Raw genomic sequence first — 22149 nt, 5'->3', positions numbered from 1 at the left:
TGGTCCGGGATGAGTTATCCCTGAACGCCGCGCAGTTCCACCCCTTGGCGCGACAGCGCGCCCCAGATGGTCGCATCCCGGCCATAGACGTCGCGGCGATAGGTCATCTGACCCTTCGCCTGGCTCATCGCGGTGCGATAGATCAGGTGAACGGGCAGCGGCTCTACCAGATCGACACGGGTTTCGCGGCCAGTGTTCAGACGCGCCTTGAAAAAGCTTTCCGGATCGTCGGTCTGGAACGACAGCAGCGCATAAGCGAAATCAAACGGCTCCTGCAGGCGGATACAGCCATGGCTGAAGGCGCGGACGTCGCGCTGGAAAAGGCTCTTGGCGGGGGTGTCGTGCAGGTAGATGTTGTACTTGTTCGGGAACATGAACTTCACCAGACCAAGCGCATTGCGCGACGACGGCGGCTGCTTGATGTCAAAGGGGAAGTTCCGCGCGTTATACTGGCTGAAGTTTACCGACCCACGGTTCACGACCTGACCACGGCTGTTGATCAGGTTCAAGTGCCCGTTGGAGTATGGGTTCCGCTTGAGTGCGGGCAGGTATTCATTCACAGCGATCGAGCGCGGTACGTTCCAAGTGGGGTTGATGACCATATGTTCCATGACGTCCGAAAACTCGGGCGTGCGTTGGGACGATACGTTCTTGCCGATCACGGACCGGGTTTTGAAATAGACCTTGCCGTCGTCGATGATACGGGCGTGGAAATCGGCCAGGTTCACCAGAACGTGGCGGTCGCCCAGATCTCGGTTGATCCAGCGCTCACGCTCCATCGCGACGATGACGGACTTCAGGCGGTCTTCGGCAGGAGTGTTAATTTCGGTCAGGGTCGCGCCACCGGCCACGCCGTCTTCGGGCAGGCCATGGTCGATCTGGAACTGCAGGACTGCGCCTTCTATCTCCGAATCGTACGTGGCGTCGACGCGGCGGGGCAGGTAGCCCATGGTCATCAGCCGGTTGCGCAGCGCGATCACCGCATTGCCGGTGTCACCCGGTTTGATGCTGCCGGCGCGCACGGCGGGGCCAAAGCCACCGCCCGAGATCAGCGATTCCAGCCGCAGTTTTTCCCGCATCAGGCGGGCGTATTCCGCGCTTTGCGGGGGCAGGGACTGAACGAAGCCTTTGGGATCGTCACTGGTGATACCGCGCAGATAGCCGATCTTGTCGCGCAGCGGCACTTCGCGGACGATCTGGCTGTCGACTTTAGACGGCGTCAGGACGCCCGTCTGCAGATCGGTGGCAAACTCAAGGAATAGGCGCGACAGGCGAACGTCCAGCGCGCCAAGGTCGGCGCCGGTCTGGGCGGATTGCATGGCTTGGATCAGGCCGGGCATGTCGTAGGACGCGCCGGGCAGGCCGTGGTCGTCTGCCTTGGACAGCATCTGGAACAGCGCCTGACGCCGCGCCAGATAGGGTTCGCCTTCGCCGGTCCAGATCGGCGCGAAATCGTTTTGACGATAGAAGGCCGCCAGATCGCGATCGGTCGCGGCGGTTTCAGCAATCGTCTGTTGGAAGGCCGTGACCCGGATCGCTGTCTCTGCCTGCTGGGCAAAAACGGGGCCGACGGAAACCGCCAAGGCAATCAGGGTCGAGGCAGTCAAATGTCGGGCGCGGGCAGCAATGGGCATTCAATCGTCCTTCGTAAAAAGCTTTTGCATACAGCGTGGCAACTTGTTGCTTATCCTGTCCATTCACAAAAGTGCTATTTATACAAACCTTTTGCGGGTGATGCACAGAGGTGACGCTGGCGGAAAATAACTGCCTAATTGATGGAACTGGCAATTTTTTGCCGAAATCTCGTTTTGATTAAAATGCTTACGAGTTGCGACTTGGTCCATACGCCGTTGTATGCGATAAAGCAGATGCATCTGGGGATGAGGTGCATGAACAGCCGCGTAACATCGCGGCACAGGTAGCGACGGGACAGGCGCGAAACATGGCATTCGAAAGCTCATCGAGCATTTCGCGGCGCGCACTATTGGGTGCGTTCGCAGCGACAGCTCTAGTATCAGCTCCGACATACACCAAGGCAGCAGGATTCCTGCGTAATGCAGGCGATATCCGACGTATTAAGATGTACTCTGCCCGCACGGGTGAAAAGATCGACATGATCTATTGGGTCGAAGGATCCTACATCAAGGACGCTGTTCAAGAAATCACACACTTCATGCGGGATTGGCGTAACGACCTTACGCATTCAATCGATCTGCGGACGGTGGACATCATGGCAGCGTCTCACAACCTGCTGGATTGCAAAGAACCCTACATGCTGCTGTCCGGTTACCGGTCGCCGCAGACCAACGCGATGCTGCGGTCACGGTCTTCGGGCGTGGCAAAGAATTCTCTGCACCTCAAGGGGCAGGCGGCGGATCTTCGGCTCTCCTCTCGCTCGGTCAACCAGATGGCCAAGGCGGCGGCGGCCTGCCGGGCTGGTGGTGTCGGGCGCTACAGCGGCTCTGATTTCGTCCACATGGATTGTGGTCCGGTTCGGTCCTGGGGCGCATAAGCCACCAAGCCCAGACATGGTTTCAAAAGCGCCCGCCAATTTTGGTGGGCGTTTTTGTTTGGGCCGTCAAAAGTGCAATGTTGTCATTTGGTTGCAACCTGATCTTCGCGCAAAAGAAAACCCCCGCGCGCCGCTGCGCACGGGGGTGATCATCAGGTTTGAACCTTAAATCTTACGGGGCGGTTTTCGCCGGCAGGGCGTCGTAGCCCGCGGTAAAGCCGGACAGCGACAGGCTCAGCTCAACCGGGTTGTCCAGACGTTCAAACGCGAACAGCGTGACGGTCGCGCCTGCGCCCTGCTTGAACGATGCGATGTCTTCGGGCAGCAGGCCGATGCGCGCGTAGCAGGCGTTGCTGTCGCAGAAGGCGTAGCGGTAGACCTTGCCCTTGCCGCCATCGACGGCGATGCGCATGTCACGTGCCAGCGCCGTGCCGTGGGGCACAAGGATCGTGGCGCCTGCTGCAACCTGACCGCCCGCGGGCAGCTTTTCGATGATCACTTCGGCCACCGGGTTATTCTCGGCTCCGCGCAGCAGCTGGTACAGCTGACAGGGCTCGGTCGCCGGGTCTTCGGCGCGCACGCACTGGGTCTGCCAGTCGCCGTTTTCTTCGCGCACGTAACCTGCGCCGACCGTTTCGTCATCGGCAACGCCGGTGTCCAGCGTCGGGTCGGTGGCCGGTGCGGCCTGCGCTTCTTCGGTGGTCTGCTCTTCTGCCGGAGCCGCGGTGGTCGTGTCCTGCGCAATGGCCGCGCCAGAGAATGCGGCAAGGGCGAGGACGGACAAAAAGGTCTTGGTCGTGTTCATCGTGAATCCGTTCGTAATGAATGCGTTGCCTCGGGCGTAGCATCAAAAACTAAGATTGTCAGGGGGGTGTTGGGACGCGCCGCTCACATTTCAGGCAGTGGCGGGTGATGGCCGATGCGGGGCTGTAGGGCGCACAAACAACCAAACCCCAGAATTAGAAAAGAGGGCCCGAAGACCCCCTTTCATTCTCCCTGTCGGACTGGCCGACTTATGTTTGACCAGACGCTAGGCGGTTTGTGACGGTCCGTCAACAGGCAATATTTCACAAAAAGCGGAATGGTTTGAACTGTTTGCCTTGACAGCTGCGCGATCGGCACAAGGCGCGCTGTATCGCAATGCGGAACAAAAAAGGGCCGTGCCAAGAAGGCACGACCAGTCTGACAGGGAGGAAGTTGATCGCCGCAAGAGGACATGCCGGCGACAGATTTGATACTGGCAGGCAGAAGTTAAAATTGTATGTTCGGCCAAGGGATTAGTTTGGGGGCTGGTATGGCTGGCAATATGGATGGGCACATTTTCATCGGCGGCGGTGGAGAGGACCATGGCGTCAAACAGGGCTTGTCGCTGAGTTACGCCAACCGCCACGGGCTGGTGGCGGGCGCAACTGGTACAGGTAAAACCGTCACGCTGCAGATCATGGCCGAAGGGTTTTCCGCTGCGGGCGTGCCGGTGTTTCTGTCCGACGTCAAAGGCGATCTGTCTGGGCTGGCGGCTGCGGGTAGCGAAACGTTCAAACTGCACGAGGCCTTTACGTCGCGCGCCGAAAAGATCGGGTTCGACGATTACGTCTATGAAAAGTTTCCGGTGCTGTTCTGGGACCTCTTCGGCGAACAGGGGCATCCTATCCGCACAACCGTATCGGACATGGGCCCGCTGCTTTTGTCCCGCCTGATGGAACTGACCGAGGCGCAAGAAGGCATTCTGAACATCGCCTTCCGCGTGGCGGACGATCAGGGCATGGCGCTGCTGGATCTGAAGGATTTGCAGGCGCTTCTGGTCTGGGTCGGGGAAAACCGGGCCGAGCTGGGTCTGCGGTATGGCAATATCTCTCCGGCGTCGATCGGGGCGATTCAGCGGCGGCTGCTGGTGCTGGAAAATCAGGGCGGGACCAAGCTGTTCGGCGAACCGGCGCTGGAGCTGTCGGATATGATGCGCACCGAGACGGACGGGCGCGGCATGATCTCGATCCTTGCGGCCGACACGCTGATGGGCGCGCCCAGACTTTATGCGACCTTCCTGTTGTGGCTGTTGTCAGAGCTGTTCGAACAATTGCCCGAGGTCGGCGATCCGGACAAACCCAAGCTGGTCTTCTTCTTCGACGAAGCGCACCTGTTGTTCGACGACGCCCCCAAGGCACTGGTCGATAAGGTAGAACAGGTGGCGCGTCTGATCCGGTCCAAAGGGGTCGGTGTCTATTTCGTCACCCAGAACCCCGCGGATGTGCCCGAAGATATCCTTGGCCAGTTGGGCAACCGGGTGCAGCACGCCTTGCGCGCCTTTACGGCGAAAGACCGGAAAGAGCTGCGGATGGCGGCGGAGACCTATCGCGAAAACCCGCGCTTCAACACCGAAGACGCGATTCGCGAGGTCGGCGTAGGCGAAGCGGTCACATCGTTTTTGCAGAAAAAGGGCGTGCCGGGGATTGTGGAACGCACGCTGATCCGGCCTCCGTCGTCTCAGCTGGGCCCTTTGGAGAAGGGCGCGCGCAAGCAGGTGGTCGACACCTCACCCATCGCGGGGAAGTATGAAACGCTGGTGGACCGCGAAAGCGCCTATGAAATCCTGACCCGCCGGGCTGCGGAAGCCGCGCGCGAGGCCGAAGAGGCGGAGCGCAAGGAAGAAGAGCTGGAAGCGGCAGAGCGGGAATATCGCGCGGCGCGCCGCTATTCCGGGACGCGCGTGTCGAGGTCTTCGTCGCGGTCGCGTAAGTCTGACTCACTCGGTGAGGCGCTTGGAAAAGCGGTGATCAAGGAATTGGGCGGAACGACCGGACGGCGTATCGTGCGCGGCATCCTTGGTGGGTTGTTCAAGTCGCGGTGACGGGTGGGGGCGCTGCCCCCGTCCTTCGGACTCCCCCGAGGGTATTTATCAACCAGAAGAAGATATGAGCCTGCGTAGGGTGGGTTTGTAACCCACCATGCCGGGACAGTGTGAGGCGGGGATCACCCCGCCATTGGTTTAGTCGGAGCCGCGATAGGGCTTTACGTATTGCATCGCCATGTCCCAGGGGAAGAAAATCCACGTATCCTGAGAGACTTCGGTGATGAACGTGTCGACCTGCGCATTGCCTTTTGGTTTGGCGTAGACGGTGGCGAAATGCGCGTTGGGATACATTTTTCGCACCAATTCCAGTGTCTTGCCGCTATCGACCAGATCGTCGACAATCAGGATGCCGGTGCCGTCGCCCATCATTTCATCATCGGGGCGGGACAGGACTTCGGCCTCTCCCTGCGCCTGATGGTGGTAGGATTTGACGGAAATCGTATCGACCAAGCGGATGTCGAGTTCGCGCGCGACGATCATCGCGGGGGCCATGCCGCCGCGGGTGATCGCAACGACGGCTTTCCATGCGCCGTCTTCGCCGGGGCCGTGTTTGTCCAGCCGCCATGCCAGCGCGCGGCTGTCGCGGTGGATCTGATCCCAGCTGACGTGGAAGCCTTTCTCATGGGGCAGCAGGTCGGACATCGGGTACCTTTCTATTATCCAAGCGCGATTTTCAGGCCAAAGACAGCCAGCAGCGTCCCGAAGGCGCGGTCGATCCAGGTTTTGGCCCGGATATAAATCGCCCGTGGGTGCGACAGCGAAAACAGCCGTGCGACCACGATATACCACAGGCATTCGTTCAGGAAGATGACCGTCACAAGCAGTGCCAGCACGGGCAGGGGCGTGCCCTGCGGGACGAGACCCACGAAGACCGCGCCAAAGAAGACAGCAGTTTTCGGGTTGGCGGCGAAGGTCAGAAAACCGTAGCGGATCGCGCGGCGTATCGACATGGCGTTCAGCGCGCTGGCTTGCATGTCGAGCGGCTCTTTCGCGTGGCGCCACATCTGAAATCCGATCCAGCACAGGAACGCGCCGCCCACCAGTTTCAACGCGGTGAACAGTTGCGGCACCAATTCGAACAGCAGGGCAAGGCCTGCCATGGCGGCAGTGGCCCAAAGTACCGCACCAAGGCCAAAGCCTACGGCAAGGCCGACGCTGGTGCGGAACCCTTGGGTAATAGCCGTGCGGATACAGACGACAAAGCTGGGGCCGGGTGACATGGCAGCCACCAGGTGGATCAGAACGACGGACGCGAAGGCAGTCAGTGTCAAGGCGTCAGCCTTTTTCGATGTCCGGGGCGTCCACGGCCTTCATGCCGACCACGTGGTAGCCTGCGTCGACATGCAGGTTTTCGCCCGTGACGCCACTGCCAAGGTCAGACAGCAGGTAGAGCGCGGATTTGCCCACATCGTCGATGGTCACGTTGCGGCGCAGGGGCGAGTTGTATTCGTTCCACTTCAGGATATAGCGGAAATCGCCGATGCCGCTGGCGGCCAGTGTCTTGATCGGGCCGGCACTGATGGCGTTCACGCGGATGCCGTCTTTGCCAAGGTCCTCGGCCATGTATTTGACCGACGCCTCAAGCGCGGCTTTGGCCACGCCCATGACGTTGTAATGCGGCATGACCTGTTCGGCGCCGTAGTAGGTCAGCGTCAGCATCGATCCGCCGTCGCCCATCAGCTTTTCGGCGCGCTGCGCCACGGCCGTGAAGGAATAGACCGACACATCCATCGTCATGGCAAAGTTGCCGCGGCTGGTGTCGATGTAGCGCCCGCGCAGTTCGGATTTGTCCGAGAACCCGATGGCGTGAACGAGGAAGTCGAGCTTGCCCCACTTCTCTTCGATTTCTGCAAAGGCGGCGTTGATGCTTTCTTCGTCCGAGACGTCGCAATCGATCAGCACTTCGACGCCCAGCTGTTCCGCCAATGGAACAACGCGTTTTTTGAACTGATCGCCCATGTAGGTAAAGGCCATCTCGGCACCGGCGTCGGCGCAAGCCTTGGCGATCCCCCATGCGATGGATTTATCGTTCGCCAGTCCCATGATAAGACCGCGCTTGCCTGCCAGCAGCTGATTTGACATCTCGCCAATCCCGCCCATTGATTAACCGTCAGGTTCCTTTAGGCGATACCCCCGGACGCTTCAAGTCTGGTGGCGGTCGGTCAGAGGCAGACAGAGGAAAGAAGATGAGCGACAGAACAGGCATTTTTGCTGGCGACAACCCGTTTGAGATCACGCGCGCCTGGCTGAAAGAGGCCGAGGCCAGCGAAGTCAACGATCCCAATGCGATAGCTCTTTCAACCATAGATGTATCTGGGATGCCCAATATTCGTATGGTGCTCTTGAAAGAGATCGAAGAGGATGCTTTTGTGTTTTTCACGAATTACGGAAGCGTCAAGGCGCAAGAAATCGACGCGTCAGGCCGAGCAGCTTTTGTCATGCACTGGAAATCATTACGGCGTCAGGTTCGCGTTCGCGGCCATGTGACCCGCGAAGATGGACCTGCTGCGGATGAATACTATCGGTCTAGGTCGCTCAAGTCCCGGTTGGGGGCATGGGCGTCGCGCCAGTCAGAGCCGCTGTCTTCACGGACGGCGTTGATGGCCGAGGTGGCCAAGGTCACCGCGCAAAAAGGCACGGATCCTGACCGGCCGGAATTCTGGGGGGGATATCGTATCTCTCCGGTTGAGATCGAGTTCTGGGCCGACGGTGCATTCCGGCTTCATGACAGGTTCCGGTGGACGCGCGATGGCGCGGGTAGCGAGTGGCATGTTCAGCGACTGAATCCATGAAGTGACATCAAGGTTTACTGTCAACTGATTGGAAACACTGCCTTCTATCCTAAAGAGGGGGTGTAGGTTCGCGTTGGTTTTGTTTACGCCCACACAACGGAAACTCGCGGGGAAGAAAGTGGAACTGGATAATAACGAGACCCGCAGGATTGATGGTATAGTTAAGTGGTTTGACCCGGGTCGCGGTTTCGGCTTCGTGGTTTCTGAGGAAGGTGGACCGGATATTCTGCTGCACGCCAACGTGTTGCGTAACTTTGGGCAAAGCTCGGTTGCGGATGGGGCGAAGATTACGGTGGATGTTCAATCGACGCAGCGCGGCGTTCAGGCTGTGGCTGTCGTGACCGTCGAATCGGTCGCCGCGAATGACACGCCCGGTCTGGAAGATTTCCAATCGTTGACCCCGGAAGAGATCCGCAGCACCCCGCTGCAGCCCGCGCGTGTCAAATGGTTCAACAAAGATAAGGGATTTGGCTTTGCCAACATCTTCGGCGATGATGCCGACATCTTTGTCCATATCGAGGTGCTGCGCGCCTCTGGTCTGGCTGATCTTCAACCCGGTGAGGCGGTGTCGATCCGTGTGATCGACGGGCGTCGCGGGAAAATGGCATCGGAAGTGTCCACATGGGAAGCCGCTCTGCGGAGTCAGTAAGAGTGTTGCGCACCGTCGGTTTGGCGGTGATGGGTCTGGTGGCCTCGGCCACGCTGGTCGTGGCTGCGTGCCGTGATGACCGGGTCGAGCTGCGTGGCGACTGGGGGCAGGCGGCCTTTACCGTGGAAATCGCCGACGACTCGGGCGAACGCGCGCAGGGTCTGATGAATCGCGATCAGATGTCGCGCGGGGCAGGGATGCTGTTCGTTTATCCGCGCCCGCAGCGTCAGGTCGCCTTCTGGATGCGGAACACGCGCATTCCCCTCGACATCATCTACATGGATCGCGCGGGCGTCGTGCAGCGCATTGCCCATCAGGCAGTGCCATATGATGAGACGCTGCTGCCGGGCGGACCGGGCATCCAGTACGTTCTAGAGATCAACGGCGGGCTGGCCAAGTCGATCGGGATCGCGCCGGGGACCGAGCTTCGGCACCCCGCGATCGAAACTCCTGCGTGGTCGTGCACCGAATAATCGGTTTGGTCCTTTTCTTTGCCGCAATCAGAGGGTAGAGACGCGCCACGGTCCGGGGCGTAGCGCAGTCTGGTAGCGCACCTGTTTTGGGTACAGGGGGTCGTGAGTTCGAATCTCGCCGCCCCGACCACTTTCTTCCATCCACTATATATCGTGCGGTTGCCGGGTTTATTGGCGGTCGTGATGAGGCGTCCGGCTGATCGGTGGCTTGTACCGCGATGGGCTGTTTTTACTATATCTAGGGGGTGCTCTTCGGCAGTGGCCCCAAGGTGTGGTGTGCGCCCAAGTTATCCACAAGATATGTTGTGTGTCTTTTTGGTGCGATTCTGTGATTCGAGACCCGATAAGGCCCGAGATCCAGCAAAGGTTAACAGGCTTTAACCTGCGTACATCTGTGGATGAACTTTTGGGCGTCGGTGGAATTTCGCTGATATTCAAACGTTTCCATACCGTCCTTGGGACGTAGGGTCAGACGTGATTCTGTGAAGAACATCGTCAAGCGAAACTTGTCCTAAAATCACGTTGACCTTGTAGGTGTCTTTACCGCAGATTGTGGGGGCCGGAAGGATCACCCACCACATATAGGTGCGGCTCGCCGGTCAAGGGACAGAGAAAACCAACGTCAGCCAACTGACATGTGGCAGGCCCCCCGGGGGCCTGACTGGCAGCCCCTTGTCTGGTGATCCTTTCACGGCACGAACCATCGGCCAATAGGGCCAAGCAAACGCGATCAGGGGCTGTTTCATTATGAAGATCGAGCGCAAATTCACCAAGGCTGGCAAGGATGCATACGACGCCGTGGAATTCACCACGACCTCGTCCGAGATTCGGAACCCTGACGGGACCATCGTTTTCAAACTGGACGATTGCGAAGTCCCCGCAAGCTGGAGCCAAGTCGCCAGCGACGTGATTGCGCAGAAATATTTCCGCAAGGCCGGCGTACCGTCGAAACTGAAGCGCGTGAAGGAAAAGGGCGTGCCCGAGTTCCTGTGGCGGTCTGCCCCCGATGGTGACGTGGAATTCGGCGGTGAAACCTCTGCCCGCCAAGTGTTCGACCGTCTGGCAGGTGCCTGGGCGTACTGGGGCTGGAAGGGTGGCTATTTCACCACGGAATCCGACGCCCGCGCTTATTACGACGAAATGCGCTACATGCTGGCGACGCAGCGCGCCGCGCCGAACTCCCCTCAGTGGTTCAACACCGGCCTGCACTGGGCTTATGGCATCGATGGTCCGAGCCAAGGTCACTACTATGTCGATCACGTCACCGGTAAGCTGACGAAGTCGAAATCCGCCTACGAACATCCCCAGCCGCACGCCTGCTTCATCCAGTCTGTGGGTGACGATCTGGTGGGCGACGGCGGCATCATGGACCTGTGGGTTCGCGAAGCACGCCTGTTCAAGTACGGCTCCGGCACCGGCACCAACTTCTCCTCCCTCCGTGCGGCGAACGAACCGCTGTCGGGTGGCGGCAAATCCTCGGGCCTGATGGGCTTTCTCAAGATCGGTGACCGCGCTGCTGGCGCCATCAAGTCGGGCGGCACCACGCGCCGCGCGGCCAAGATGGTGATCGTCGATGCGGACCACCCGGATATCGAGGAATACATCAACTGGAAGGTCAAAGAAGAGCAGAAGGTTGCTTCGATCGTCGCCGGTTCCAAGATGCACGAGCGTTGCCTGAACGCGATCTTCAAAGCGATCCGTAGCTTTGATGGTAGCGAAGAGGGTGCCTATGACCCGAACGAAAACGACAGCCTGAAGACGGCCGTTCGTGAGGCGAAGAAATCTGCGATCCCCGAGACATACATCAAGCGCGTGCTGGATTACGCCAAGCAGGGCTATGCCAGCATCGAATTCCCGACCTATGACACCGACTGGGACAGCGAAGCCTATGCGTCCGTGTCGGGCCAGAACTCCAACAACTCTGTCCGCGTCACCGATGCCTTCCTGAAGGCCGTCGAAAACGACGGTGACTGGGAACTGATCCGCCGCACCGATGGGTCTGTCGCCAAGACGATCAAGGCGCGCGATCTGTGGGAAAACATCGGCCACGCCGCATGGGCCTGTGCCGACCCGGGCATCCAGTACCACGACACCGTCAACGCATGGCACACCTGCCCCGAAGACGGCGCGATCCGTGGCTCCAACCCGTGCTCTGAATACATGTTCCTGGACGACACGGCCTGTAACCTTGCGTCGATGAACCTGCTGACCTTCCTCAAGGACGGCGTGTTCCAAGCCGAAGATTACATCCACGCCACCCGTCTGTGGACGCTGACGCTGGAAATCTCGGTCACCATGGCGCAGTTCCCGTCCAAGGAGATCGCGCAGCTGTCCTACGACTTCCGGACGCTTGGTCTGGGCTATGCCAACATCGGCGGGTTGCTGATGAACATGGGCTTTGGCTACGACAGCGACGAAGGCCGCGCCCTGACCGGTGCACTGACCGCGATCATGACTGGTGTGTCCTACGCCACCTCGGCCGAGATTGCTGGCGAACTTGGCGCCTTCTCGGGCTACGAGCGCAACAAAGAGCATATGCTCCGCGTCATTCGGAACCACCGTGAAGCGGCCTATGCCACTGGCAACTACGAACAGCTGCCGATCAAGCCGGTCGCGCTGGACCATGCGAACTGCCCTGATGCCAAACTGATCGATCTGGCAAAATCCAGCTGGGACGAAGCGCTGCGTCTGGGTGAAAAACACGGCTATCGCAACGCACAAGCGACCGTTATTGCACCTACCGGAACGATTGGTCTGGTCATGGATTGCGACACCACGGGGATCGAGCCTGACTTTGCGCTGGTGAAATTCAAGAAGCTTGCAGGCGGTGGGTATTTCAAGATCATCAACCGCTCCGTTCCTGCGGCGCTGGAAAAGCTGGGCTATGGCTCCGCTCAGATCGAAGAGATCATTTCCTACGCGGTCGGTCACGGCTCCATCGGCAATGCGCCGGGGATCAACCACACGTCCCTGATCGGTCACGGCTTTGGTCAGCGCGAGCTGGACAAGGTAGACGCGGCTCTGGCCTCGGCCTTCGACATCCGCTTTGTGTTCAACCAGTGGACCCTGGGCGAGGATTTCTGCACCAAGACCCTCGGCATCCCTGCGGCCAAACTGAACGACCCGGGCTTCGACCTGCTGCGTCACCTTGGCTACACCAAGAAGGAAATCGACGCGGCCAACGACCACGTCTGCGGAACGATGACGCTGGAAGGCGCGCCCTTCCTGAAGGAAGAGCACCTGAACATCTTCGACTGCGCCAACCCCTGCGGTAAAAAGGGAAAGCGCTTCCTGTCGACGGAGAGCCACATCACCATGATGGCGGCGGCACAATCGTTCATCTCTGGCGCGATCTCCAAAACGATCAACATGCCGAACGACGCAACGATCGCTGACTGCCAAAAGGCGTACGAACTGTCGTGGTCCTTGGGTATCAAGGCGAACGCGCTGTACCGTGACGGATCGAAACTGTCGCAGCCTCTGGCCTCCGCTCTGGTCGAGGATGATGACGACGCGGCAGAGGTGCTGGAATCCGGCTCGCAGCACGAAAAAGCTGCCGTACTGGCCGAGAAGATCGTCGAAAAGATCGTCATCAAAGAGGTTCAGAAGGCCGCTGGCCGGACCAAGATGCCGGAACGCCGCAAGGGCTACACCCAGAAGGCGGTCGTTGGCGGTCACAAGGTCTATCTGCGGACGGGCGAATATGCCGATGGCGCCCTGGGCGAGATCTTCATCGACATGCACAAGGAAGGCGCTGGCTTCCGCGCGATGATGAACAACTTTGCCATCGCCGTGTCGGTTGGTCTGCAGTACGGCGTGCCGCTGGAGGAGTTTGTCGACGCCTTCACCTTCACCAAGTTCGAACCCGCGGGCATGGTGCAGGGCAACGACAGCATCAAGAACGCGACCTCGATCCTTGACTACATCTTCCGCGAACTGGCGGTGTCCTATCTGGACCGGACCGACCTGGCGCATGTCAAACCCTCGGGCGAGACCTTCGACAGCATCGGTCAGGGCGCTGACAAGGAAGGCGTGTCGAACCTAGAAGAGCTAAGTGAAACTGCGGCCTCCAAGTCCTTGGAAGTGCTCAAGCAAATCTCCTCTACCGGGTATCTGCGCAAGCGTCTTCCTCAGGAACTGGTCGTTCTGCAAGGTGGCATGACGGGCACCGATCCGGTGCAGGCGCTGAACACGCTGGTGCCGGAAACCGCCGGGTCCACCACGACTGTGACGATGGAAAGCACGACCGCCATGGCCAGCGGAACGGTGTCGATGGACGCACGGACCAAAGCCAAGATGCAGGGCTATGAAGGCGAGGCCTGCGGCGATTGCGGAAACTACACGCTGGTGCGCAACGGCACCTGCATGAAATGCAACACCTGCGGCGCGACGTCCGGGTGCAGCTAAGGAATAGCGCGGCGGCTGGTTCGTTCGCCGCGCTAATTGGATCAAGCCTGCAGGCAGAAATTTCGGGCGGTACTTACGACTGAGCTTGATCCAAAGACTAAGGGGCCTCTGCGGAGGCCCCTTTTTTCATGCCGTGACAGAATGTCCGGTATTTTTATTGCCCGGCAGGATGTTGCCGGGCAGAGTTCAGATCGACGCTTCGATCAAGAACGGACCTTTCGTTTTCATCGCACGGGCAAACAGGTCGGTAAACCCTTCGGCCGTATCGGCGCGCGCGGCCTCGACTCCCATGCCTTTGGCCAGCGACACCCAGTCGATCGCGGGCTCGTCCAGGTTCAGCATCTGGCTGGCGTTCTTGCCGGGCGCACCGGCGCCGACACCCTTCAGCTCTCCTAGCAGGATCTGATATTTCCGGTTGGCAAAGATCACGACGCAGACGTCAAGGTTCTCTCGGGCCATCGTCCAAAGCGCCTGATTGGTGTACATGGCGCTGCCGTCGGCCTGCAGGTTCACCACCTTGCGATCCGGACAGGCAATCGCCGCACCCACGGCCAAGGGCATCCCTCCGCCAATCGCGCCACCGGTGACCTGCAACCAATCGTGCTGCGCCGCGCCAAAGGTAAAGCGGAAGAAATCCCGCCCCGTCGTGACGGATTCGTCGCAGATGATGGCGTTGTCGGGCAGGTGGTGGCCAAGGGTGATGGCCAGCGACTCTGGCCCCAGCTTGCCCGTCGCCAGATCTGGGATCGCAGGCGCATCAGGGATCGTGGCTTTGCCGGCGCCTACGGCATCCGCCAGCGCCTCCAGCGCGCCGGGCAGGTCGTCGGATGGGTCCGCGAGCGTCAGGCTGGTGCAGCCTTCTGGCACCGGAGAGGACGGTTTGTCGGGGTAGCCGAAGAAGACCACCGGGAATTTCGCGCCGACAAGGATGATCTGTTCGAAATCCTTCAGCGCAGCGATGGCAAGGTCCACGGGATAGGGCACGCGGTTGATCTGCACCCGGCCGCGGCCCCGTTCCATCCGTCCATTGGATTGCTGCGCCATCAGCGTCGCCCCGGTGGCATCTGCAATGGCCTGCGCGGTTTCCAGTGCCTCAGCTCGCAGTGCGGTGCCTGTTAGCAGAACGACAGTTTTCCTGCCGTTTGTCAGCGCTTTATGTGCCGCTTTTACTCTGTCTGGATCCGCGGCGGTCGGCGCGCGCAGCTCGGCCTTTACGGGCGCGACCTGCGGTGCGGTGCCCCAAGCGTAATCGGCGGGCAGGATCAATGTCGTCACGGCCCCTGGCGCGCGTTGTGCGGCGCTGACCGCCTCTGCCGTGGCAGGGCTCACATCCGCCGCGCTTCCGATCCGGCGCACAAATCCCGACATGGGCCGCGCAAGGCTTTCGATGTCAGAGGTCAGCGGCGCATCATACGGCAGGTGATAGGACGCGTGATCGCCGACCACGTTTACCATCGGCGTATGGGCGCGTCGGGCGTTGTGCATATTGGCCAGCCCGTTTGCCAGACCGGGTCCGGTGTGCAGCAAGGTTGCGGCAGGTTTGTCCGCCATCCGTGCATAGCCATCGGCGGCACCTGTCACGACGCCTTCGAACAGCCCAAGTATACAGCGCATCTGCTGCTTGCGATCCAAAGCTGCGACGAAATGCATTTCCGAAGTGCCGGGGTTGGCAAAGCAGACGTCCACGTCGTTTGCCAATAGCGTGTCGCATAGCGCGTCCGCGCCCGTTTCCCCCGGTTTTCCAGCCTGTTCTGCCATGTGATCCTCCTATCAGTCGCGCCCAATGTCAGGTGCCGCGGCGGGAAGATCCAGCGCTAATTTGACCGGAGAGTCAAACTTTGTACTTCTTTGGTCAGGCAAATATTCCTCGGGGGTGTGGGGGCAGACAGCCCCCACGCGACCTCAGCCGCCCCGAGATGTGGTCAGGGAATGATGCGCGTGTACTTCACGCCTTCCAGCGTCGCCCCGATCCGCGCCCCAGCCTGCGCAAAGACATAGGCCACCACGGGCGACAGGCCCGAGTTGGTGTCGGTCCGGAAGTTTTCGCCCTCATGCGAGAACGCATATTCGATATCCGCCCCTGCGGCCCAGCCTTCGTTGCGGCGGAACCGTTCCAGCGACTGCTGGCTCATGAAGAACAGCACATGCGCATATTGCTGCGCGCCGATCTGCAAGCCGACGTTTGCGGCAGCAGCGGAGTAATAATCGACCGTATAGCCGTCGATGCGCAGCGCGCCTTGCCCGTAGGACCCGCCGATGCCCAGCCCGGCTTCGGTGATCACGGGCATGACCAGCACGGCCACGGATTTGGCCTGCACTTCGCGCGCCTCGGGATAGTTTTCGTAAAGGAACCCAAGCGTGGCATCGACGCGGGCGTCGATCTTTTGCGGGTTGGTGTTCCCGATCGGGTTGCCGCAAGCAGCGGTCAGACCCATGGCCGCCAGTGCGGCCAGTCCAAGCGCGCGGCGAGAGAATTTTGTCATGCGTTTTGCCTGTTCTAAGGGGCTTTTGCCCATGTGCTCGATCCGGCCTTATGGCCCGTCGGTTTTCCGACTTAAGGCAAGTATAGATGCTGTTGCGCGGGTTGTCACCAATAGTGGTGAGGATGGGCAGCACTTCGCCCATTGATCTTGCGTCACCCTGCGCAGGCCACTGATCGCCGCGTCAGGTCCAAGCGGCGATCAGGGTATCCAGCATTTCCTGCCGGTAGGTGGGGTCTTTTTCGTCCAGCCGCAGCACGCCGTTCGGCAGGTCCGGGATCAAGAAAGCTTCCCAGTACAAAATGGGCGCGTCTTCGTCGTCCAGATCCTCAGCAGGCATCCAAAGGTCGTAGAACAGCTTGATCCTTGTCCATGTGTCCCGCAAAACCCGATCGCCTTCTTCCAGATGGATGCCGACAAAGGTCAGATCGGCAGGCAACAGCTTTGGGGCGTTAAGATAAGCGCCAAGCCCTTGGGGCCGGGTCGTGGTCAGATCGGGCAGGGCGCGCGCCAGTGCGGCAGAGGCATCACGGACGGGTTTGATCACAACCGGATCGCTTAAGGTCGCATTGCGTGACAAGCCGACGTTGCCGTCTGCGTCACGCTCCAACCCAGAGCTGACGTATTCTGGCAGCGTGACGTCGAACCCAACAACAGCATCACCCACCATGGCCCTTGCCCGTAGGGTCAGCATGTTGCCATTGGGCACAATGCCCGTAATGGCGAAGGTCATATCGTAAAAGTCTTCAGGGTCGTCTAGTCGCGGAAGCTGCGGCAAGTCTGGCTTTTCGGTTCCGAAAAGCCGCGAGAAGAAACTGGCCATCTAAATCCAATTGAAGATTAAAGAATTTTTGCAATCTCCGGTGCAAAGTAGGTCAGGATCCCGTCACATCCAGCGCGTTTAAAGCACATCAGGCTTTCCGCCATCACGCGGTCCCCGTCGATCCAGCCGTTCTGGGCCGCGGCCTTGATCATCGCGTATTCGCCAGACACTTGGTAAGCGAAGGTCGGCACCTGAAGTTCGCGCTTCACCCGGCTGCAAATGTCCAGATAGGGCTGGCCGGGTTTGACCATGACCCAATCCGCGCCCTCGGTGATGTCGCGGGTGACCAGACGCAGTGCCTCGTCCGAATTGGCGGCGTTCATCTGGTAGGTTTTCTTATCGCCCTTCAACGCGCCGGTCGCGCCCACCGCATCACGGAAGGGGCCGTAGTAGGCGCTGGCGTATTTGGCGGCGTAGGACAGGATCAGCACGTTGTGGTGGCCCGCGCTTTCCAATGCAGACCGCATCGCGCCGATGCGCCCGTCCATCATGTCAGAGGGGCCGATGATATCTGCGCCAGCCTCGGCCTGAGACAGGGTCTGTTTCACCAAGGCTTCGACGGTTTCGTCGTTCAGGATCTCTCCGTCCACCACGAACCCGTCGTGGCCGTCGATGTTATAAGGGTCCAGCGCCACGTCCGTCATGATCGCCAGATCGGGGCGCACGGCCTTGATCGCGCGGATGGCGCGGTTGGTCAGGTTTTCGGGGTTCCATGCCTCGGCGCAATCCTTGGTGCGCTTTTCCATCGGCGTGTAGGGGAACAGGCAGATGGCGGGGATGCCTAAATCGGCGGCTTCTTTCGCGGCCTCGGTCACGCGGTCCACGGAATAGCGGACGACGCCGGGCATCGAGGGCACGGGTTCTTCGACGCCGTCGCCTTCGGTCAGGAAAACCGGCCAGATCAGATCGTTCACCGTCAGCGCGTTTTCCTGCATCAAGGCCCGAAGCGCGGGCGATTTTCGGGCGCGGCGGAAGCGTGCGGCGGGGAACGGGGCTGTCAGAGCGGGCATGAGGGCCATCCTTGTCTTGATCCGGCCCGCATTGGGTGGCATGGAATGGCCTGTATCACAAGTGGGCCGATCCCTGAGCGCGACATGACCGGGGCCAAAGGCCCCTGACAAGGGGCGTAGCACGTTGGATCTGGCAGACACGATATTCGAAGTCATCGACATGCGAAGCTTTTCGAACCTCTGGTTCTGGATCGCTTTGGCCGTGGTCTGGTCCACCGCCAGCCATTGGGTGCTGGGCGTGCCGTGGGATCTGGTCACGCGGGCCAAGCGCAAAGGCGGTGAGGCAGAACAGGACGTCGAAGATCTGTGCCGCGTTTATGTCCGCCGTATCCTGCATGTGACGGAGGTCTCGGGGCTGGTTCTGATCGTGCTGGTCAGCTTTGTCCTGACTATGCTGGCGATCCTTGGCTTCGGGTATGGCGTTGAATTTGCGCAGGCTTTGTTTCTGCTGGCCGCGCCCATGACGATCGTCGGGCTGCTGTCGATCCGGTCGGCGCGCATCATTCGGCGCGAAGAACCCTTGGGCGAGGATTTGTACCGTCGGTTGCAGATCCACCGGATGAGCGTTCAGTTCATTGGTATGGCCTCGATCTTCATTACGACTATGTGGGGTATGTTCACCAACTTCTCACTAGGCGTACTAGGAGGCTGACATGGCGGCCAAAGCGGATCGGATCACCCTTGGGGGCGCACCCGAAGGGTTCGACGCGGCATTAGTGCTGAAAGAGGTCGCCAAATCCGGCGGCCCGGTCGTGCATGTGGCGCTGGATGATAAGCGTATGACCGCTATGGCGGATGCGCTGCGGTTCTTCGATCCCGGCATGCCGGTGCTGAATTTTCCCGCGTGGGATTGTCTGGCCTATGATCGCGTGTCGCCCAATGCCGATATCTCTGCCTCGCGGATGGCGTCCTTGGCGGCTCTGGTTCACGGGATGCCAGAACGGTTTGTTTTGCTGACGACCGTGAATGCCGCAACGCAACGGATCCCCGAACGTGCGGTGCTGAAAGAGGCCGCATTTACCGCCCGCGTCGGTCAACGTATCGATGAAGCTGCGTTGCGTAATTTTCTGGTTCGCATGGGGTTTTCGCAAAGCCATTCGGTGACGGAGCCGGGGGATTACGCGATCCGGGGGGGCATCGTTGACATCTATCCGCCGGGTGAGCTTGGGCCGGTCCGTCTGGACCTGTTTGGCGATGTTCTGGACGGGGCGCGGCGGTTTGATGCGGCCACGCAGCGGACGACGGACAAGCTGGATGTCGTCGAACTGGCGCCCGTGTCCGAGGTGATCTTGGACGAGGCCGCGATCACGCGCTTCCGCCAGAACTACCGGATCGAATTTGGCGCGGCAGGCACTGATGACCCGCTGTACGAGGCCGTCAGCGCGGGCCGCAAGCATCAGGGCGTCGAACATTGGCTGCCGTTCTTCCATGAACGGCTTGAAACGCTGTTCGATTACCTGCCGGGCGCGTCCGTCATGCTGGACGATCAAGTCGCGGCTGCACGCTTGGCGCGGTGGGATGCGGTCAAGGACCAGTACGAAACGCGCAAGCTGGCGCTTGATAAGCGTGACCGGATGGATTCCATCTACAAGCCCGTGCCCCCGGGGCTGATGTACATGGACGACGACGCGTGGGAGGCCGCGATTGCGCCTTTACGCGTGGTGCAGATGTCGCCATTGCCGCGTGCTTCTGGCCCCGGTGTGGTGGATGCGGGTGGCCGTGTGGGGCGTAATTTCTCGCCCGAGCGTCAGTTGGAAAATATCAGTCTTTTCGATACTTTGGCGACCCATTTGAAAGCAAAGATGGAAGGCGGGCCGGTCGTCATCGCCTCCTATTCCGAAGGTGCGCGGGAACGTCTGGACGGCTTGATCGAAGATGAGGGCCTGAAAGGCGCGGTCCACCTGCGCGACGCCAAGGGCATCGGCAAAACGGGTCTGCATCTGGCCGTCTGGGCGTTGGAAGCGGGCTTTGAGGGGCCGTGGAACGACCGCAAGCTGACGGTGATTTCCGAACAGGACGTGCTGGGCGACCGGCTGATCCGCGGCGCGCGCAAACGTCGCCGCGCCGAAAACTTCCTGACCGAAGCGCAAAGCCTGAGCCCCGGTGATCTGGTCGTGCACGTCGATCACGGGATCGGTCGCTATCTGGGGATGGAGGTTATCACCGCCGCCGGGGCCGCGCACGAATGCCTGCTGCTGGAATATGCCGAACAATCAAGGCTCTACCTGCCGGTCGAGAATATCGAACTGCTGTCCAAATACGGCCACGAAGAAGGCCTGTTGGACAAATTGGGCGGTGGCGCGTGGCAGGCGAAGAAGGCCCGCCTGAAAGAACGTATCCGCGAGATGGCAGATCGATTGATCCGTGTCGCGGCAGAACGGGCCCTGCGGCGCGCGCCAATGCTAGAGGCGCCGGATGGGGCTTGGGACGCATTTCAGGCTCGATTCCCCTATCAAGAGACGGATGACCAGCTTCACGCCATCGAAGACGTGTTGACCGACCTCAGCTCTGGCCACCCGATGGACCGGTTGATTTGCGGCGACGTGGGCTTTGGCAAGACCGAGGTCGCGCTGCGCGCTGCTTTTGTCGCCGCCATGTCCGGCGTGCAGGTGGCGGTGATCGCGCCGACCACGCTTCTGGCGCGGCAACACTATCAGGGCTTCGCCGAACGGTTCCGAGGTTTTCCTTTACAGGTCAGTCCCTTGTCACGCTTTGTTAGTGCGAAGGAATCCGACAAGACCCGCGAAGGGCTGGCCAAGGGTACGGTGGATATCGTCGTCGGCACCCATGCGTTGCTGGCGAAATCCGTGCGGTTCAAGAACCTTGGCCTGCTGATCGTGGACGAAGAACAGCGATTTGGCGTCAACCACAAGGAACGGCTGAAACAGCTGAAGTCCGATGTGCACGTGCTGACCCTGACCGCGACGCCGATCCCCCGGACGCTGCAACTGTCGCTGTCCGGTGTGCGCGATCTGTCGATCATCGGCACGCCGCCGGTCGATCGTCTGGCGATCAGAACGTATGTTTCCGAGTTTGACGGCGTCACCGTGCGCGAGGCGCTGCTGCGCGAACGGTATCGCGGCGGGCAATCCTTCTATGTCGTGCCACGCATCAGCGATCTGGACGAGGTCGAGGATTTCCTGAAACGCGAGGTGCCCGAGGTCTCTTATGTCATCGCCCACGGGCAGATGGCGGCCGGAGAGCTGGATCAGCGGATGAACGCCTTCTACGACGGTAAGTTCGATGTGCTGCTGGCCACGACGATTGTCGAGAGCGGCCTCGACATCCCGCGCGCCAACACGATGATCGTGCACCGCGCCGATATGTTTGGCCTGGCGCAGCTGTACCAAATCCGGGGGCGCGTCGGCCGCGCCAAGACGCGCGCCTATGCCTATCTGACGACGAAGCCGCGGATGCGTCTGACACCGGGGGCTGAAAAACGGCTTAAGGTGCTGGGATCGCTGGATACTCTGGGTGCGGGCTTTACGCTTGCCAGCCAGGATCTGGATATTCGCGGCGCGGGCAACCTGCTGGGCGAAGAGCAGTCGGGCAACATGCGCGATGTGGGCTATGAACTGTACCAGACCATGCTGGAGGAGGCGATTGGCAAGATCAAAGCGGGTGAATTGGAAGGGCTGACCGAAAGCGACGACCAATGGGCGCCGCAGATCAATCTGGGCGTGCCGGTGTTGATCCCCGAAGACTACGTGCCCGATCTGGATCTGCGTCTGGGCCTCTATCGTCGTTTGTCGACGCTAACCACCAAAGTTGAGCTGGAAGGCTTTGCCGCCGAGCTGATCGACCGGTTCGGCAAGCTGCCGCGCGAGGTGAACACCCTGCTGCTGGTCGTGCGGATCAAGGCGATGTGCAAGAAGGCGGGTATCGCCAAGCTGGACGGCGGGCCAAAGGGGGCGACGATCCAGTTCCACAACGACAAGTTCGCGAACCCTCAGGGTCTGGTGGATTTCATCAAGGATCAGAACGGCTTGGCGAAGGTCAAAGACAACAAGATCGTGGTGCGGCGGGATTGGAAAAAGGACGCGGACAAGATCAAAGGCGCCTTTGCCATTGCGCAGGATCTGGCGAAACATGTTGCGGCGGTGAAGAAGACCTAAGGTCTGCGTGTGTGGCTGATCGCCGGGGGTTTTGCACCCC

At 60.3% G+C, this 22149-nt stretch carries 17 protein-coding genes and 1 tRNA gene; 9 read left to right on the top strand and 9 right to left on the bottom strand.

Going from position 1 to position 22149, the window contains the following annotated elements; all coding sequences use genetic code 11:
* Positions 1 to 14: 14 nt before the first annotated feature.
* The gene (locus tag ACI3GR_RS07720) at positions 15 to 1634 is read right to left on the bottom strand and encodes a L,D-transpeptidase family protein (RefSeq protein ID WP_407493528.1); all 1620 of its coding nucleotides are present in this window, start codon (positions 1632 to 1634) and stop codon (positions 15 to 17) included.
* 308 nt (positions 1635 to 1942) lie between these two features.
* On the opposite strand from ACI3GR_RS07720, the gene mepK reads away from it, so the two are divergent.
* Positions 1943 to 2512, top strand: coding sequence for a peptidoglycan L,D-endopeptidase MepK (gene mepK / locus ACI3GR_RS07715; protein ID WP_407493527.1), 570 nt, complete (start codon positions 1943 to 1945; stop codon positions 2510 to 2512).
* Positions 2513 to 2684: 172 nt separating this feature from the next.
* Here the strand turns inward: mepK and ACI3GR_RS07710 are convergent, their stop codons facing one another.
* Positions 2685 to 3317: an invasion associated locus B family protein gene (locus ACI3GR_RS07710; RefSeq protein ID WP_407493526.1), complete on the bottom strand. Its 633-nt coding sequence runs from the start codon at positions 3315 to 3317 to the stop codon at positions 2685 to 2687.
* Between the two features lie 501 nt (positions 3318 to 3818).
* Between ACI3GR_RS07710 and ACI3GR_RS07705 the strand changes: the two genes are divergently transcribed.
* Positions 3819 to 5357, top strand: coding sequence for a helicase HerA-like domain-containing protein (locus tag ACI3GR_RS07705; RefSeq protein WP_407493618.1), 1539 nt, complete (start codon positions 3819 to 3821; stop codon positions 5355 to 5357).
* Positions 5358 to 5495: 138 nt separating this feature from the next.
* On the opposite strand, the gene gpt is transcribed toward ACI3GR_RS07705, so the two are convergent.
* From gpt to fabI, 3 genes are read right to left on the bottom strand one after another with little or no spacing between them, the layout of a single operon-like run.
* Positions 5496 to 6002 (bottom strand): xanthine phosphoribosyltransferase, encoded by a 507-nt coding sequence (gene gpt, locus ACI3GR_RS07700; protein ID WP_407493525.1) that lies wholly within the window; start codon positions 6000 to 6002, stop codon positions 5496 to 5498.
* A gap of 14 nt (positions 6003 to 6016) precedes the next feature.
* Positions 6017 to 6631 (bottom strand): LysE family translocator, encoded by a 615-nt coding sequence (locus ACI3GR_RS07695; protein ID WP_407493524.1) that lies wholly within the window; start codon positions 6629 to 6631, stop codon positions 6017 to 6019.
* 4 nt (positions 6632 to 6635) lie between these two features.
* The gene (gene fabI, locus ACI3GR_RS07690; protein ID WP_407493523.1) at positions 6636 to 7442 is read right to left on the bottom strand and encodes an enoyl-ACP reductase FabI; all 807 of its coding nucleotides are present in this window, start codon (positions 7440 to 7442) and stop codon (positions 6636 to 6638) included.
* Between the two features lie 104 nt (positions 7443 to 7546).
* Here fabI and pdxH point away from each other — a divergent pair, with 104 nt between their 5' ends.
* The 5 genes from pdxH to ACI3GR_RS07665 all read left to right on the top strand — a co-directional run bounded on the left by pdxH (position 7547) and on the right by ACI3GR_RS07665 (position 13681).
* The gene (pdxH, locus tag ACI3GR_RS07685; RefSeq protein WP_407493522.1) at positions 7547 to 8152 is read left to right on the top strand and encodes a pyridoxamine 5'-phosphate oxidase; all 606 of its coding nucleotides are present in this window, start codon (positions 7547 to 7549) and stop codon (positions 8150 to 8152) included.
* A gap of 118 nt (positions 8153 to 8270) precedes the next feature.
* Positions 8271 to 8801, top strand: a complete 531-nt coding sequence (locus ACI3GR_RS07680) for a cold-shock protein (protein ID WP_407493521.1) — start codon at positions 8271 to 8273, stop codon at positions 8799 to 8801.
* 29 nt (positions 8802 to 8830) lie between these two features.
* On the top strand, positions 8831 to 9274 hold the full coding sequence (locus tag ACI3GR_RS07675; RefSeq protein ID WP_407493617.1) for a DUF192 domain-containing protein: 444 nt from the start codon (positions 8831 to 8833) through the stop codon (positions 9272 to 9274).
* Between the two features lie 53 nt (positions 9275 to 9327).
* A tRNA-Pro gene (locus tag ACI3GR_RS07670) sits at positions 9328 to 9404 on the top strand.
* A 617-nt stretch (positions 9405 to 10021) separates the two neighbouring features.
* Complete coding sequence (locus tag ACI3GR_RS07665; RefSeq protein ID WP_407493519.1) at positions 10022 to 13681, top strand: vitamin B12-dependent ribonucleotide reductase; 3660 nt, start codon at positions 10022 to 10024, stop codon at positions 13679 to 13681.
* A 186-nt stretch (positions 13682 to 13867) separates the two neighbouring features.
* On the opposite strand, the gene ACI3GR_RS07660 is transcribed toward ACI3GR_RS07665, so the two are convergent.
* From ACI3GR_RS07660 to hemB, 4 genes are all read right to left on the bottom strand, one after another.
* Entirely contained in the window at positions 13868 to 15439 is a 1572-nt protein-coding gene (locus ACI3GR_RS07660) for an acetolactate synthase large subunit (RefSeq protein WP_407493517.1), read from the bottom strand.
* Positions 15440 to 15603: 164 nt separating this feature from the next.
* A complete protein-coding gene (locus ACI3GR_RS07655; RefSeq protein WP_407493514.1) occupies positions 15604 to 16164 on the bottom strand; it encodes a lipid-binding SYLF domain-containing protein in 561 nt (186 codons plus the stop codon).
* A 181-nt stretch (positions 16165 to 16345) separates the two neighbouring features.
* Positions 16346 to 16984 (bottom strand): hypothetical protein, encoded by a 639-nt coding sequence (locus ACI3GR_RS07650; RefSeq protein WP_407493512.1) that lies wholly within the window; start codon positions 16982 to 16984, stop codon positions 16346 to 16348.
* A 17-nt stretch (positions 16985 to 17001) separates the two neighbouring features.
* Positions 17002 to 17994, bottom strand: coding sequence for a porphobilinogen synthase (hemB, locus tag ACI3GR_RS07645; protein WP_407493510.1), 993 nt, complete (start codon positions 17992 to 17994; stop codon positions 17002 to 17004).
* Positions 17995 to 18118: 124 nt separating this feature from the next.
* On the opposite strand from hemB, the gene ACI3GR_RS07640 reads away from it, so the two are divergent.
* Entirely contained in the window at positions 18119 to 18646 is a 528-nt protein-coding gene (locus ACI3GR_RS07640; protein WP_407493508.1) for a component of SufBCD complex, read from the top strand.
* 1 nt (position 18647) lies between these two features.
* Positions 18648 to 22109, top strand: coding sequence for a transcription-repair coupling factor (mfd, locus tag ACI3GR_RS07635; RefSeq protein ID WP_407493507.1), 3462 nt, complete (start codon positions 18648 to 18650; stop codon positions 22107 to 22109).
* Positions 22110 to 22149: the final 40 nt, after the last annotated feature.

This window comes from Pseudooceanicola aestuariicola (assembly GCF_045763785.1).
GTDB lineage: Bacteria > Pseudomonadota > Alphaproteobacteria > Rhodobacterales > Rhodobacteraceae > Pseudooceanicola.
The sequence above is the reverse complement of the archived record's forward strand: the minus strand, read 5'-3'. Positions and strand labels throughout refer to the sequence as shown.

What these genes read in the sequence shown, in the direction of transcription:
- ACI3GR_RS07720 (WP_407493528.1), bottom strand. Translation starts at nt 1,634, where the DNA reads ATGCCCATTGCTGCCCGCGCCCGACATTTGACTGCCTCGACCCTGATT.
- mfd (WP_407493507.1), top strand. Translation starts at nt 18,648, where the DNA reads ATGGCGGCCAAAGCGGATCGGATCACCCTTGGGGGCGCACCCGAAGGG.
- ACI3GR_RS07650 (WP_407493512.1), bottom strand. Translation starts at nt 16,984, where the DNA reads ATGGCCAGTTTCTTCTCGCGGCTTTTCGGAACCGAAAAGCCAGACTTG.
- ACI3GR_RS07655 (WP_407493514.1), bottom strand. Translation starts at nt 16,164, where the DNA reads ATGACAAAATTCTCTCGCCGCGCGCTTGGACTGGCCGCACTGGCGGCC.
- gpt (WP_407493525.1), bottom strand. Translation starts at nt 6,002, where the DNA reads ATGTCCGACCTGCTGCCCCATGAGAAAGGCTTCCACGTCAGCTGGGAT.
- mepK (WP_407493527.1), top strand. Translation starts at nt 1,943, where the DNA reads ATGGCATTCGAAAGCTCATCGAGCATTTCGCGGCGCGCACTATTGGGT.
- ACI3GR_RS07675 (WP_407493617.1), top strand. Translation starts at nt 8,831, where the DNA reads ATGGGTCTGGTGGCCTCGGCCACGCTGGTCGTGGCTGCGTGCCGTGAT.
- ACI3GR_RS07710 (WP_407493526.1), bottom strand. Translation starts at nt 3,317, where the DNA reads ATGAACACGACCAAGACCTTTTTGTCCGTCCTCGCCCTTGCCGCATTC.
- hemB (WP_407493510.1), bottom strand. Translation starts at nt 17,994, where the DNA reads ATGCCCGCTCTGACAGCCCCGTTCCCCGCCGCACGCTTCCGCCGCGCC.
- pdxH (WP_407493522.1), top strand. Translation starts at nt 7,547, where the DNA reads ATGAGCGACAGAACAGGCATTTTTGCTGGCGACAACCCGTTTGAGATC.
- ACI3GR_RS07660 (WP_407493517.1), bottom strand. Translation starts at nt 15,439, where the DNA reads ATGGCAGAACAGGCTGGAAAACCGGGGGAAACGGGCGCGGACGCGCTA.
- fabI (WP_407493523.1), bottom strand. Translation starts at nt 7,442, where the DNA reads ATGTCAAATCAGCTGCTGGCAGGCAAGCGCGGTCTTATCATGGGACTG.
- ACI3GR_RS07665 (WP_407493519.1), top strand. Translation starts at nt 10,022, where the DNA reads ATGAAGATCGAGCGCAAATTCACCAAGGCTGGCAAGGATGCATACGAC.
- ACI3GR_RS07705 (WP_407493618.1), top strand. Translation starts at nt 3,819, where the DNA reads ATGGATGGGCACATTTTCATCGGCGGCGGTGGAGAGGACCATGGCGTC.